At 37.2% G+C, this 14,806-nt stretch carries 15 protein-coding genes; all 15 read left to right on the top strand.

What is annotated here, in order from left to right; translation table 11 throughout:
* The first annotated feature begins 32 nt into the window (after nt 1–32).
* Nucleotides 33–587, top strand: coding sequence for a nucleotide exchange factor GrpE (gene grpE / locus KI338_RS11120; RefSeq protein WP_212921295.1), 555 nt, complete (start codon nt 33–35; stop codon nt 585–587).
* 34 nt (nt 588–621) lie between these two features.
* The gene (dnaK, locus tag KI338_RS11115) at nt 622–2,448 is read left to right on the top strand and encodes a molecular chaperone DnaK (protein WP_212921077.1); all 1,827 of its coding nucleotides are present in this window, start codon (nt 622–624) and stop codon (nt 2,446–2,448) included.
* 413 nt (nt 2,449–2,861) lie between these two features.
* Complete coding sequence (gene dnaJ / locus KI338_RS11110) at nt 2,862–3,989, top strand: molecular chaperone DnaJ (RefSeq protein WP_212921076.1); 1,128 nt, start codon at nt 2,862–2,864, stop codon at nt 3,987–3,989.
* 67 nt (nt 3,990–4,056) lie between these two features.
* Nucleotides 4,057–4,995: a 50S ribosomal protein L11 methyltransferase gene (prmA, locus tag KI338_RS11105; RefSeq protein WP_212921075.1), complete on the top strand. Its 939-nt coding sequence runs from the start codon at nt 4,057–4,059 to the stop codon at nt 4,993–4,995.
* 9 nt (nt 4,996–5,004) lie between these two features.
* The gene (locus KI338_RS11100) at nt 5,005–5,775 is read left to right on the top strand and encodes a 16S rRNA (uracil(1498)-N(3))-methyltransferase (RefSeq protein ID WP_212921074.1); all 771 of its coding nucleotides are present in this window, start codon (nt 5,005–5,007) and stop codon (nt 5,773–5,775) included.
* Nucleotides 5,763–7,118, top strand: a complete 1,356-nt coding sequence (gene mtaB / locus KI338_RS11095; RefSeq protein WP_212921073.1) for a tRNA (N(6)-L-threonylcarbamoyladenosine(37)-C(2))-methylthiotransferase MtaB — start codon at nt 5,763–5,765, stop codon at nt 7,116–7,118. The genes KI338_RS11100 and mtaB overlap by 13 nt, the downstream gene beginning before the upstream one ends.
* Nucleotides 7,119–7,455: 337 nt before the next feature.
* On the top strand, nt 7,456–8,127 hold the full coding sequence (deoC, locus tag KI338_RS11090) for a deoxyribose-phosphate aldolase (protein ID WP_212921072.1): 672 nt from the start codon (nt 7,456–7,458) through the stop codon (nt 8,125–8,127).
* 122 nt (nt 8,128–8,249) lie between these two features.
* Nucleotides 8,250–8,426: a 30S ribosomal protein S21 gene (rpsU, locus tag KI338_RS11085; protein ID WP_042145999.1), complete on the top strand. Its 177-nt coding sequence runs from the start codon at nt 8,250–8,252 to the stop codon at nt 8,424–8,426.
* 15 nt (nt 8,427–8,441) lie between these two features.
* Entirely contained in the window at nt 8,442–8,888 is a 447-nt protein-coding gene (locus KI338_RS11080) for a GatB/YqeY domain-containing protein (protein WP_212921071.1), read from the top strand.
* A gap of 210 nt (nt 8,889–9,098) precedes the next feature.
* Entirely contained in the window at nt 9,099–10,430 is a 1,332-nt protein-coding gene (locus KI338_RS11075; RefSeq protein WP_244853559.1) for an NfeD family protein, read from the top strand.
* A gap of 51 nt (nt 10,431–10,481) precedes the next feature.
* Nucleotides 10,482–11,480, top strand: a complete 999-nt coding sequence (floA, locus tag KI338_RS11070; protein WP_212921069.1) for a flotillin-like protein FloA — start codon at nt 10,482–10,484, stop codon at nt 11,478–11,480.
* 39 nt (nt 11,481–11,519) lie between these two features.
* Nucleotides 11,520–12,119: a YqfB family membrane protein gene (locus KI338_RS11065; RefSeq protein ID WP_212921068.1), complete on the top strand. Its 600-nt coding sequence runs from the start codon at nt 11,520–11,522 to the stop codon at nt 12,117–12,119.
* 98 nt (nt 12,120–12,217) lie between these two features.
* The gene (yqfC, locus tag KI338_RS11060; RefSeq protein ID WP_212921067.1) at nt 12,218–12,499 is read left to right on the top strand and encodes a sporulation protein YqfC; all 282 of its coding nucleotides are present in this window, start codon (nt 12,218–12,220) and stop codon (nt 12,497–12,499) included.
* 72 nt (nt 12,500–12,571) lie between these two features.
* Nucleotides 12,572–13,798 carry a sporulation protein YqfD gene (yqfD, locus tag KI338_RS11055; RefSeq protein ID WP_212921066.1) on the top strand — a complete coding sequence of 409 codons (1,227 nt, stop codon included), beginning with the start codon at nt 12,572–12,574 and terminating at the stop codon, nt 13,796–13,798.
* Nucleotides 13,799–13,800: 2 nt separating this feature from the next.
* Complete coding sequence (locus KI338_RS11050) at nt 13,801–14,763, top strand: PhoH family protein (RefSeq protein ID WP_212921065.1); 963 nt, start codon at nt 13,801–13,803, stop codon at nt 14,761–14,763.
* Nucleotides 14,764–14,806: the final 43 nt, after the last annotated feature.

Below are 14,806 nucleotides of genomic sequence, written 5' to 3'. Positions count from 1 at the left end.
GCTAAAGCGTGGCGGAAAAAGATATCACTCAAATGGAAGAAGAAAATCTGACAGAAGAGAAGCAAATAGATGAAGAGGAAGCAACAGATACATCCGATGCTCCTATAGAAGAATCTTCAGAGGAAGAGATGAATGATCTCGTTCAAGAGATAGAAAATTTGAAGCAGGAAAAGGAAGAATTGTATCAACGATTTCTAAGAACACAAGCAGAATTTGATAATTTTAAGAAACGCTCACAAAAAGAAAAGGAAGCAGATCGGAAATACAAGGCACAGGATCTTGTGACTGAATTATTACCTGCTATTGATAACTTTGAGCGAGCGTTACAGGTTGAAGTAACTGACGAAAATAAAAATCTACTAGATGGGATTTCGATGGTATACAGACAATTGGTAGAGGCTCTAAAATCACAGGGCGTAGAAATCATTGAAGCGGTTGGAAAGGAATTTGATCCAAATCTTCATCAAGCAGTCATGCAGGTGGAGGATGATAATTTTGAATCCAATATCGTAGTAGAGGATTTACAAAAAGGCTATCTCATAAAAGATCGCGTAATCCGACCAGCAATGGTCAAGGTTAATAAATAAACGTTTTTTGTATGTATCAAGGAGGAAATAGACTATGGGTAAAATTATCGGAATTGACTTAGGAACTACAAACTCATGTGTTGCAGTGATGGAAGGTGGGGAAGCAGTAGTCATCCCTAACCCGGAAGGAAACCGAACTACTCCATCAGCTGTAGCATTTAAAAATGGTGAACGTCAAGTAGGGGAAGTTGCAAAGCGTCAAGCAATAACAAACCCTAATACGATACTTTCCATTAAACGTCATATGGGAACTGATTACAAAGAAAGAGTGGAAGATAAAGACTATACACCACAAGAACTCTCAGCTATTATTCTTCAATACTTAAAATCATATGCAGAAGATTATATTGGAGAAAAAGTAGATAAAGCTGTTATTACTGTTCCAGCATATTTCAATGATGCTCAGCGTCAAGCAACTAAAGATGCAGGTAGAATTGCTGGCCTTGAGGTAGAACGTATAATCAATGAACCAACAGCTGCAGCACTAGCATATGGTATTGAAAAAGCAGATCAAGACCAAACAATTTTAGTATATGACCTCGGTGGCGGTACGTTTGACGTATCAATCCTTGATATTGGTGATGGTACATTTGAAGTTATTGCTACTGCTGGTGACAATAAGCTTGGTGGCGATGATTTTGATGATGTAATCATGAATTACTTAGTACAAGAGTTCAAAAAAGAAAATGGTATTGATCTTTCTAAGGATAAAATGGCAATGCAACGTCTAAAAGATGCTGCTGAGAAAGCAAAGAAAGACTTATCAGGGGTATCTCAAACACAAATTTCTCTTCCATTTATTACTGCTGGAGAAGCAGGACCTTTACATTTGGAAATGAGTTTATCTCGTGCGAAATTTGAAGAGCTATCAGCAGAATTAGTAGAACGTACAATGATTCCTACTCGTAAAGCATTACGTGATGCTGATTTAACTGCTAACGATATCGACAAAGTATTACTTGTTGGTGGTTCAACTCGAATTCCAGCAGTTCAAGAAGCAATTAAACGTGAGATTGGAAAAGAACCATCAAAAGGAGTTAACCCTGATGAAGTTGTAGCATTAGGTGCTGCCATACAAGGTGGAGTTCTCCAAGGGGACGTTAAGGATGTTGTATTACTAGACGTTACACCACTTTCATTAGGTATCGAAACAATGGGCGGTGTATTTACAAAACTAATTGAACGTAATACAACTATACCAACAAGTCATTCACAAATCTTCTCAACGGCAGCTGATAACCAAACAGCTGTAGACATTCATGTGCTTCAAGGGGAACGCGAAATGGCTGCGGATAATAAAACGCTTGGTCGTTTCCAATTAACAGATATCCCGCCAGCACCAAGGGGAATTCCGCAAATCGAAGTTAGCTTTGATATTGATGCGAATGGTATTGTAAATGTTCGTGCAAAAGATATGGGAACAAATAAAGAACAATCTATTACTATTAAGTCATCCTCAGGTTTATCTGATGAAGAAGTAGACCGCATGGTTCGAGAAGCAGAGGAAAATGCTGAAGCAGATAAGAAGCGTCGAGAAGAAGTTGATTTACGTAATGAATCTGATCAATTGATTTTCACGACCGAAAAAACATTGAAAGACCTTGCTGATAAAGTTTCTGAAGATGAAAAGAAGAAGGCTGAAGCTGCAAAAGACGAATTGAAGAAAGCACTAGAATCCAATGATATTGAGCAGATTAGAGCGAAAAAAGAAGCATTATCTGAGCAAGTTCAACAATTGTCTGTGAAGCTTTATGAGCAAATGGCACAACAAAATCAAGCAGCAGAAGATCAACCAAATCAAAAGGCTTCTGATGACGTAGTAGATGCGGACTATCAAGAAGTAGACGATGATAATAAATAAATTTATATGAAAAGTGAAAAAGTCAAAGTCAGGACCTTCTTGGCTTTGGCTTTTTTTCTCGAGAATATTTTATAGTTTGTTAAATAGTTGATGAGTGGTTTCTAGCGATTTGAATGTATGTGAACTCGCGGGAATATTGATAGATAATTTTTGGCGATATTTGTAGTCTCAAACGCGGAAACCCCGTTGAGTGTAATCCAACGTTGCTAAGTGCCACTCGAAAAAAGAATTATAATGAGACTATCCTGCTTGTGACTAAGTGTTTAGAGGACAGGAGAACAAATAGTTAACGGGAAGCGAGATAGAGCCTCAAGGCATAACCTATAGCAACAAAAGCTTGACCATTTGCCATCATAATATTATTAATGTTATGATTACCTTTATGTGAAAGTGATTCGGGAGAGTGATTTATAGTGGCAAAACGTGACTATTATGAAGTTTTAGGCTTGGAAAAGAGTGCCTCAAAAGAAGAAATTAAAAAAGCTTACCGTAAGCTTGCAAGACAATATCACCCAGATGTAAATAAAGAGGCGGATGCTGCAGATAAATTTAAAGAAGTAAAAGAAGCATACGAAACCCTGTCAAATGATCAAAAACGTGCTCAATATGATCAATTCGGTCATGCGGGCATGAATGGTGGCCAAGGTTTTGGTGGATTTGGTGGTTCTGCAGATTTTGGAGGATTCGGTGATATATTTGACATGTTCTTTGGTGGTGGCGGACGTAGAAGAGACCCGAATGCACCACAGCAAGGAGCAGACTTACAATATACAATGATTTTAGATTTTGAAGAAGCAATTTTTGGAAAGGAAACCGATATTTCCGTACCAAAAGAAGAGAAATGTGATACTTGTCATGGCTCAGGTGCTAAACCGGGAACCAAAGCGGAAACCTGTTCCCATTGTCATGGTTCTGGTCAACTAAACACCGAGCAGAATACGCCTTTTGGGCGAGTAGTCAATCGTCGAGTATGTCATTATTGCAATGGAACTGGTAAGATTATTCCTGAAAAATGTGCAACATGTGGCGGGAATGGAACTGTCAAAAAGAATAAAAAAATCCATATTAAAATTCCTGCTGGTATTGATGATGGTCAACAAATCCGCATAGCAGGCAAGGGTGAGCCAGGTAAAAACGGTGGACCTGCCGGTGACTTGTACGTGGTTATCCAAGTTAGAAACCATGATTTCTTTACTCGCGAAGGTGACAACATTTTCTGTGAGCTTCCATTAACCTTTGCTCAAGCTGCACTAGGAGATGAAGTAGAAGTTCCGACAGTACATGGTAAAGTAAAACTTAAGATTCCTGCTGGTACACAAACAGGAAAGACTTTTCGTTTAAAAGGAAAAGGTGCTCCTAATGTAAGAGGCTATGGCCAAGGTGATCAACATATTAAAGTTAGAATTGTTACGCCAACAAACCTAACTGAACGACAAAAGGATATTTTAAGAGAATTTAATGAAATTGCCGGAAATGAAGCAACAGAAGAACAAGAGGATTCACTATTTAAACGTTTCAAAAAGGCTTTTAAAGGGGAATAAGGGTGTTAATTATAACACCCCCCATACATAAAAAATATGAAAATTATAAGAAATGAGCGTGATTCATTTGAAGTGGTCAGAAATCTGTATACACACAACGAATGAAGCAATAGAACCTATTTCTAATATTCTGCATGAATCGGGTGCAAATGGTGTTGTAATCGAAAACCCATTAGATTTAAGTACGGAAAGAGAATCGGTATTTGGAGAAATTTTTGAACTAAGTATTGAAGATTATCCGCCAGAAGGGGTTTATGTGAAAGCATATTTGCCATCTAATAGTTTTTTACATGAAACTGTTGAGGAAATTAAGCAAGAAATAACTAATTTAAGCAGTTATGGTATTGACCTTGGTTCCAATTCCGTTACTATTAATGAGGTAGATGAAGAAAACTGGGCAACGGCTTGGAAAAAATACTATAAGCCTGCAAAAATAACAGATAAGATTACTATTACACCAAGCTGGGAAGAATATACACCGAAATCTAGTGAGGAAGTTATTATTGAATTAGATCCTGGAATGGCATTTGGAACAGGAACTCATCCTACTACGATTCTAAGCATACAAGCATTAGAAAAATACATTCGAAAAAATGATCTAGTGATTGATGTTGGGTGTGGTTCTGGGGTTCTAAGTATAGCTGCAGCACTTCTAGGAGCGAATGAAGTATATGCCTATGATTTAGACGAGGTAGCCGTAAATAGTACTGAATTAAATACTAAGCTTAATAAGGTTGATCAAGTTGTTCATACAAAGCAAAACAACTTATTAAATGGTGTAAATAGAAAAGCGAATGTAATTGTTTCCAATATATTAGCTGAAATAATCGTTAAATTTACAAAAGATGCCAAAGAAAATTTAGTACCTGGTGGTTATTTTATTACCTCTGGAATCATTCAAGCAAAAAAGCAAATGGTTATCGATGATTTAGAAAACCAAGGATTTACCATAGTGGAAATAAATGAGCTGGAAGACTGGGTGTCAATTATTGCACAAAAGAAGTAGGTGCTACATATGCAAAGGTATTTTATTCCGAAAGCAAACTGGCAAAATAATACAATTAGCATAGAGGGCGATGATGCCCATCATATTATCCGAGTTATGCGGATGCAAGCTGGGGATAAGATAATTTGTAATAAGCTTGATGCAAGTGCTGCAATTTGCGAAATAACAGAGTTAAATACGGACAGTGTGACTGCAGAGGTTTTAGAATGGCTAGAGTCTAATACGGAATTGCCAGTTAATGTGACAATTGCTCAAGGATTGCCAAAGGGTGATAAGATAGAGCTAGTCCTGCAGAAGGGAACAGAACTAGGAGCCTATGCATTTATTCCTTTTCAGGCTGAGCGATCTGTAGTAAAATGGGATGCTAGAAAAACCGATAAGAAATTAATTCGCTTTTCAAAAATTGTAAAAGAAGCTAGTGAACAAAGCCATCGCAATCGAATTCCAGAAATAAGACAAGCCATGAATTTATCACAGCTAATCCAAGAGGGTCAACGATACGATATAAAATTGTTTGCATATGAAGAAGAGGCAAAAACGAATGAATTTCATTCATTTAGCTCGGTTATCAATCAGGTGAAAAATGATGATCATATTCTGATTTGTATCGGTCCTGAGGGTGGGTTTTCACAGGAGGAAGTTACATCACTCAAGCAACATGACTTTATCCCTGTTCGGTTAGGACCAAGAATCCTACGAACGGAAACAGCAGCATTATATGCACTATCAAGTATATCCTATCATTTAGAAGAATTGGGGGGCACATCATGCCAACAGTAGCTTTTCATACATTAGGTTGTAAAGTAAATCATTATGAGACAGAAGGAATCTGGCGGATGTTTATGGAACAAGGCTATGAACGCGTAGACTTTGATCATGATTCTGATGTCTATGTTATAAATACATGTACCGTTACAAACTCTGGTGATAAAAAAAGCAGACAGGTTATCCGTCGAGCTATACGTAATAACCCAGAGGCTATTGTCTGTGTAACAGGATGTTATGCACAGACCTCACCAGGTGAAATTCTAGAAATCCCAGGTGTTGATGTTGTGGTTGGAACACAAGACCGTAAGAATATGATTCAGTACATTGAAGAGCACAAGAAAACAAGAGAACCAATTAATGGTGTGTCCAACATCATGAAAAACCGCGTATTTGAAGAAATGGATGTTCCGGAATTTTCCGATAGAACCCGTGCTTCCTTAAAGATACAAGAAGGCTGCAATAACTTCTGTACTTTCTGTATTATTCCTTGGTCTAGAGGCCTTCTTCGTTCTAGGGATCCAGAGAGTGTATTAACACAAGCACAGAAATTAGTTGATGCTGGATACAAAGAAATTGTTCTTACTGGAATTCATACTGCTGGATATGGTGAGGACTTAAATGATTATAATTTTGCTATGCTTCTACGAGACTTAGAATCAAAGGTAGATGGACTTGAGCGTATTCGAATTTCTTCGATTGAGGCAAGTCAAATTACAGATGAAGTAATTGAGGTATTGGATCAATCTGAAAAAATCGTCCGTCATCTGCATATTCCATTACAATCTGGTTCTGATTCTGTTCTAGCTCGTATGAGAAGAAAGTACTCTACAAGCTTCTACTATCAAAAGGTTGAAAAAATCCGTAAAGCACTACCAGATTTAGCAATTACATCTGATGTAATTGTTGGCTTCCCAGGTGAAACAGAGGAAGAGTTTATGGAAACATACAACTTTATTAAAAAAGTTGGCTATTCAGAGCTTCACGTTTTCCCATTCTCTAGAAGAACTGGAACTCCAGCAGCAAGGATGGAAGATCAAGTAGATGAAGACGTTAAGAATGAACGTGTGCAACGACTAATCGATTTAAACGATGAGTTAGCAAGACAGTATGCAGCACGATATGAAAATGAAGTACTTGAAGTGATTCCAGAAGAACGTGTACTAGATAAAGATAATCCAAATATGTTAGTTGGTTATACAGACAACTACTTGAAGGTTCAGTTTGAAGGTACACATGATATGATCGGTAAAATCGTACGTGTTAAGCTAACAAAGACTGGTTATCCATATAATGAAGGAACATTTGTTAGAATTATGGATTATGCAACTCATGGAAGAATGAAGGCAAATGCATAACTAGATAACTAGCTATGGCAAAGGGATGAGATATGTCCCTTTGCTTTTTTGTTTTAAGAAAACGAAGATCTGTTAATTTATATTAAAGCACTGTTTCCTAATTGAAGCTTGTGTATGCGGAAAATAAGCCCGATAGGCAAAACCATACTAGCTTTCTCGGAATATGCCCGAAGAAAAACTATGCACTTTACATCAAACATCATTATCCTACTGCTCCTAATTTCTGTGCTGCTATGAGTAATTAGACAAAAATTTCATAGTCCTAAATTAGCATTTTCTACTTGAAAATGCTATGATACGAAAAGAGGTACGTACATCTTACGAAAGGAAGTAAAAAATGATTAAAGACATAGCGAAATATATTGATCACACTTTATTAAAACCTGACGCTACTAAGGAAAGCATTTTGGAGATTGTTAATGAGGCAAAGCAATATGAATTTGCTTCTGTTTGTGTCAATCCCCATTGGGTTTCATTATGTTACAGTGAATTAAAGGATACTCCTGTTAAGGTGTGTACGGTGATTGGTTTTCCATTAGGAGCAACATCAACAGCGACCAAAGTTTTTGAAACAAAACAGGCAATTGTTGACGGGGCCACAGAGGTAGATATGGTTATTAACATTGGCGAATTAAAGTCCAATAATGATGAGTTTGTTAAGCAGGACATACAGGCAGTGGTTGATGCAGCAAAAGGACAAGCATTAACAAAGGTGATTATAGAAACCTCACTTTTAACAGAGGATGAAAAAGTAAGGGCATGTAAATTAGCGAAAGAAGCAGGTGCTGATTTTGTAAAGACTTCCACTGGATTTTCGGGTGGTGGAGCAACAGTGGAGGATATTGCTTTAATGCGCAAAACCGTTGGACCTGAAATGGGAGTTAAAGCTTCGGGAGGCGTAAGAGGAGTTGAGTCAGCTGAGGCAATGATAAACGCTGGTGCAACACGTATTGGTGCTAGCTCTGGTATTGCAATTGTAAACGGCAGTCAAGGTTCATCGGACTATTGAATTAAAAAAGAAAAAAATAATCAGTTGACCGATGATAGATGAATATATTATAATTACAAAAGGCATATGGCACTCATATGCCTTTATAATCTGTTTTTTGCTTCGGAGGGAGGGAAATTAGCATGTCAAATACAACTCGCGTTCGTAAAAACGAGTCTCTTGAAGATGCTCTTCGTCGCTTTAAACGTAGTGTAGCTAAAAGTGGAACACTACAAGAATATCGTAAGCGTGAACACTATGAAAAACCTAGCGTTCGTCGTAAAAAGAAATCTGAAGCTGCTAGAAAGCGTAAATTCTAAAGTAGGTGCTAGAAGATGTCATTATTATCACGGTTAAACAACGATATGAAGCAAGCAATGAAGAATAAAGACAAAGAAAGACTTAGTGTTATTCGCATGGTAAAAGCTTCAATACAGAACGAATCGATAAAACTTGGTAAAAGTGAATTATCCGAAGACGAAGATTTGACAATTTTATCAAGAGAGTTAAAACAAAGAAAAGATTCCCTCCAAGAATTTAAATCAGCTGGACGCGATGATCTTGTTGAAAAACTTGAAATGGAAATCAAAATTATTCAAGAATATATGCCAGAACAGCTTTCTGATGAGGAGCTTAAGGCAATTGTTTTAGAGACGATTCAAGAAACTGGTGCATCTTCAAAAAAAGAAATGGGTAAAGTAATGAGTCAAGTTATGCCAAAGGTAAAAGGTAAGGCAGACGGCTCAAAAATTAATAAATTAGTTCAAGAGCTATTGAATTAAATTATTCCCGACCAACCCTTGCGATTTCGCAAGGGTTTTTTAGTTTATCCGTGCAAAAAAAATATTCTTCTCTTTGGACTTGTCGCTTAATTCCCTATCTTGCTAGCGTATTCTATGATACTATTTATTTATAGAGTTTATTAATGAAAATTTATGAAACCTAAAACCAATATTAATCGTATAAATAACAGAATAAAGGGGGTGTATATATTGCCAAGGAAACGTTTGACAATTTATCTTCTGTTCATCATGGTAGTTCTGTCTTTATTACTGAATCAAGGAAATATTTTCGTCCATGCAGATACGGAAGGTGGAGGGAAATTAGTTTATGTTATACCAATTGAACATAATGTCGAACGTGGTTTAGAGGCCTTCTTAGCTCGTACAACGAAAGAAGCAATAGAAGACGGAGCAGACCATATTATTTTTGAAATTAATACACCGGGTGGTAGTGTAGAAGCTGCTGATAATATTGGAACCCTAATCGCTGATTTAGAAGTACCAACTACTTCCTTTATTATTAGTCAGGCATTATCTGCCGGTTCGTATATTGCTTTACATACGGATACTATTTATATGACGCCAAGGGCAACCATGGGTGCTAGCGGGATTATTAATAGTGATGGCACAGCAGCTGATAAGAAGGCTCAATCAGCATGGCTAAAAGCGATGACGAGTGCTGCAGAAGCTGGCGGCAGGGACCCACTTTATGCCCGAGCGATGGCTGATTCCAGTATTGATTTACCAGAACTAAATGCACCCAAGGGTGAATTTCTAACCTTAACTCCAAAAGAGGCGGTTCAGGTTGGCTATGCAGAGGGAATCGTTGATGATCGAACCGAACTACTTTATGAACTTGGACTTTCTAATGCAAGGGTTGTAGAGAATAAAGTTTCGTTTGCAGAAGGACTTGCTAGATTTATCACGAATCCAATTGTTGTTCCTATTCTTTTATCCTTAGCTAGCTTAGGTTTAATAGTGGAAATTTACTCACCAGGATTCGGTGTCCCGGGAACGATTGGCCTTATTTCATTAGTATTATTTTTCTACGGGCATGTTGTAGCCGGCTTAGCTGGTATGGAAGCTATCATTTTACTACTAATAGGTGTTGCAATGATTATTGCAGAGTTCTTTGTTCCAGGTGGTATATTGGGCATTCTCGGTGTAGGTGCGATCATCGGATCGTTATTTATGTCAGGGGCCAATATATCAGAAATGGTAATGAGTGTTGCTATCGCCTTTTTAGTAGCAATTATTGCTACTGTTATATTATTTAGAAGAATTGGCCTTGATAAAGGTATTTTCCGTCACGTCATTTTACGCGAACGGACGACTACCGAATTAGGCTATGTTTCGAACCAAAATCGTTTAGACCTTATCGGAATGGAAGGAATTAGTGCTACAGCATTAAGACCTTCGGGAGTAGCCCTTATTCGTGAAGAAAGAGTCGATGTTGTCTCTGATGGGAGTTTCATTCCAATTAATCGACCAATTAAGGTTGTTAAGGTTGAAGGGGTTCGAGTAGTTGTAAGAGAATTATAAGGTTATTTACTAACCTATAAGAATAAATACATTATTAGGAGGACAAATATTATGGATCAAGCAACAGCATCATTGATTATGCCGGTAATTCTAATAGCAGTTATTTTAATTGCCGTTGCAATCTTATTTACTTTTATTCCAGTAACTTTGTGGATTAGTGCATTAGCTGCAGGCGTACGCGTTGGCATCTTACAATTAGTAGGTATGCGTTTACGTCGTGTTGTACCAAGCAGAGTTATTAATCCATTAATCAAAGCACATAAAGCAGGTCTAGATGTGAAAACAAATCAATTAGAAAGCCACTACTTGGCTGGAGGTAATGTGGACAGGGTAGTAAATGCCTTAATCGCTGCCCACCGTGCTAATATTGAACTATCCTTTGAACGTGCTGCAGCAATTGACCTTGCTGGTCGTGATGTACTAGAAGCAGTGCAAATGAGTGTAAACCCAGAAGTGATTGAAACACCATTTATTGCTGGTATTGCGATGGATGGTATTGAAGTTAAAGCAAAAGCTAGAATTACCGTAAGAGCTAATATTGACCGACTTGTTGGGGGTGCTGGTGAAGAAACCATCATCGCTCGTGTTGGGGAAGGTGTTGTAAGTACAATTGGTAGTTCTGAAACACATGCAAAAGTATTAGAAAATCCAGATATGATTTCACACACTGTACTAGCTAAAGGATTAGATGCAGGTACTGCTTTCGAAATTCTGTCGATTGATATTGCAGACGTAGATATCGGTAAAAACATTGGTGCTATTTTACAAACAGACCAAGCGGAGGCAGATAAAAAGATTGCCCAAGCTAAAGCCGAAGAGCGTCGTGCTATGGCAGTAGCTCAAGAACAAGAAATGGTTGCGCGTGTACAAGAAATGCGTGCTAAGGTTGTTGAGGCAGAAGCAGATGTACCACTTGCACTTGCTGAAGCTTTACGTTCCGGTAAGTTAGGTGTCATGGACTACTTAAATTATGAAAATATAAATGCAGATACAGACATGCGTGATTCTATCGGAAGACTTTCAAAAGAAAACAATGAAGATAATAAGTAAAAATAATCTGGCCTACCATACCTTGAAGGGGGGAAACACATGGAAGATTTAATTGAATTTTTAATGGGTAATATTGTTGTTGTTGCTATTATTGTGATGGGAATTATCAGAGTATTAACAGGTGCAAATAAAAGCCAACAAAACAAACAGCAACCAACAAGACAACAGAATCCAACACAACCAGCAAGACAAGCACCAGTGCCTTCCCCTTCAGAAGGTCAACATAAGCCAAAACAAACGGTTTATCAATCCTCTGGTGAGAAAGTTTATGTTGAAAAAGAACAGATAGAAGAGGAACCGAGATCCACCGTATATACGACTTCTACAACTAATATTTACATGGAAGAGCAAAACCAAATGGAACAATTAAAAAATCGCATGAATATTAGTGAAGATGTCTCACTTGCTGAAATTAATCAAATGGATATTTCATTAGGAACTGAAATACAGGATGAGATTAAGCATAGTGCATCTTCATCAGGTAATAAAAATAAAATGCAATTTAAAAGAGATGTAAAATCAGGGCTTAATCGAGAAGGCTTAATTAATGGAATCATTATGTCAGAGGTTCTAGGATCACCACGTGCTAGAAAACCTTATCGCAGTGTGGTTTCAGAAAGAAAAAAGCAGTCATCCTAAACTAAAAAACCCAAAAGCATATCATAATGCTTTTGGGTTTTTTGGTTCTTATCTTATGTTATTTTTCATAAATATGTATGTGAGGGGGGGCTCTTTTTGTGAGTAAACTACAACAACGATTACGACCCTGGCTAGTTAAGTATCTTTCCTTGCCTTCCGATGTTGTCATGGAATTACCTAGAATGACGATAATTGGCCAGTTACATGTATATATTGAAAACCATAAAGGCCTTTCTGTCTTTACAGATAATGAATTACGATTAAAGACTACAAAGGGATATATTCAAATAAAAGGCTCATCATTTGTGCTAAAAATGATGCTCCCTGAAGAAATTTTATTAGAGGGTAAAATTACGGAGGTTAAATTCATTCCCGCGTAGAATGAAATGACCTCCTACAAGTCATCATGATGAATCATAAATCCTGATCATATTACTAACCAGGAGGATGAGATGAAGCAAATACAAGGGTCATTTATTAGGGGATTTGTAACAATTGTTGTATCAGGACACATGCCAGAAATGTTCTTTCAGGAATGTGTTCGTAGGGGCATAACTGTTTGGAATATTAAGAGAGAAAACAAAAAAACCTGTAGTGGAAACGTAAAATTATCCGATTTACGCGAGGTCAAACGAATTAGACGTGAATTTCAGTATAAAATTTCGTTTCGTGAACGAAAAGGTTTTCCGTTTTTATTTTCTCGTTTTTTTAGAAGAAAAGAATTTGTACTCTCGTTTATTGCTAGTATATTTTTCATTTTATTCATGTCGAATATTATTTGGAAGGTTGAAATTACTGGCGAGCTTCCAAAGGAAATTGAAGAAAAGATATCCAAACAACTAAATGAATATGGTGTTCACCCTGGAGCATGGATTTTTACATTAGATCCTCCTGGAAAGATTCAGCAAAAGTTGACCGAGGATATACCAGAGTTATTATGGGTGGGTGTTCATCAGAAAGGGACAACATATCATTTAGAGGGCGTAGAAAAGATTGTCGTAAAAGAGGACAAGGTAGAGGGTCCGAGGAATATTGTGGCAGCTAAGAAAGGTGTTATTAAACGAATGTACGTCTCTAAAGGTCTCCCAATAGTTTCTATTAATGATTATGTGGAGCCTGGTAAGGTATTAGTTTCAGGAATATTAAATGAAGTAGATAATAATGCAGGAAACGAAGATGGGAAGGATAAAAAGAAGCCTGTTAAGGTTGCAGCCGAGGGTGAAATTATTGCTAGTACGTGGTATGAGGTCGATGTTACCATTCCTCTGAAGAAAAATTATGAACTTCTTACAGGTAAAAAAGAAAAGAAGTATTTTTTGGGATTCAATAATTTTACTTTTCCAGTTTGGGGCTTTGGTAAACCTGAATTTGAAGCAATACATTATGATTCTAATCAAACACCGATTAAGTTCTTAAGATGGGAACTACCTATATTCATTAAAGAGACAACCTTAAGCGAAAAACAATACCACGAAATTGTACGGACACATGAGGAAGCAGTGGAAGCAGGTATCAAACAAGCCAAGGAGGAGCTACAGCTTCAATTGGGACCAGAGGCGAAGATAGTATCGGAAAAAATTTTGCATGAATCGGTTGAGAATGGTAAAGTAAAACTATACTTATATATGACAGTTGAAGAAAATATTGCTAAAGCACAACCCATCACTCAAGGAGATTGATTATGCCAGAAAATTTAAACGCTATTGATATTGAACTAACTAATCCAGAAGAAGCGCTTGAGCTTTTTGGAAACAATGACAGATACTTAAAACATATGGAGGATAAACTAAATGTCTCAATCGTGACACGTGGAGAGAAAGTTAGTGTCTCTGGAACGGATGTTGATATAGCGGTCGTACAGGATGTACTGTTAACACTTCTCCAGGTTGTCAGAAAAGGAATTACCATTTCAGAACGAGATATTGTCTATGCAATTGAGCTAGCTAAGGATGGTAAAATAAATCAATTTGAAACCTTATTCGAAGATGTAATCACGAAGAATGTTAAAGGAAAATCCATTCGAGTAAAAACGCTTGGTCAAAAAAGCTATGTTGCAGCTATTAAAGCAAATGATTTAGTCTTCGGTATAGGGCCAGCAGGTACTGGTAAGACTTATTTAGCTGTTGTCATGGCAGTTCAAGCACTAAAGAATGGTTATGTAAAGCGAATTATATTAACAAGACCAGCTGTAGAAGCTGGTGAAAGTTTAGGTTTTTTACCAGGGGATTTAAAGGAAAAGGTTGATCCATATTTAAGACCGTTATACGATGCGTTAAATGATATTTTGGGTGCTGAGCATACTCTACGGTTAATGGAAAGAGAGACAATTGAAATCGCACCACTTGCCTATATGCGTGGTAGAACATTAGATGACGCGTTTGTTATATTAGATGAAGCACAAAATACGACACCTGAACAAATGAAGATGTTCTTAACGCGTTTAGGATTTGGATCTAAAATGGTTATCACAGGGGATCTTACACAAATCGATTTACCTAAAGGAATTAAGTCGGGTTTACAAGTAGTGGATAAATTACTTGCAAATATTAAAGGTATTTCCTTTATACATCTTACCCAAACAGATGTTGTGAGACACCCATTAGTTCAAAAAATAATTGATGCATATGAAAAGCAGCAATCATGAGATAACATAAGACCCAAGGGGAGGGTCTTATTTCTTTATTTTT

This window comes from Ornithinibacillus bavariensis (assembly GCF_018333235.1).
In the GTDB taxonomy this organism is placed as follows: domain Bacteria; phylum Bacillota; class Bacilli; order Bacillales; family Amphibacillaceae; genus Ornithinibacillus; species Ornithinibacillus bavariensis.
The sequence above is the reverse complement of the archived record's forward strand: the minus strand, read 5'-3'. Positions and strand labels throughout refer to the sequence as shown.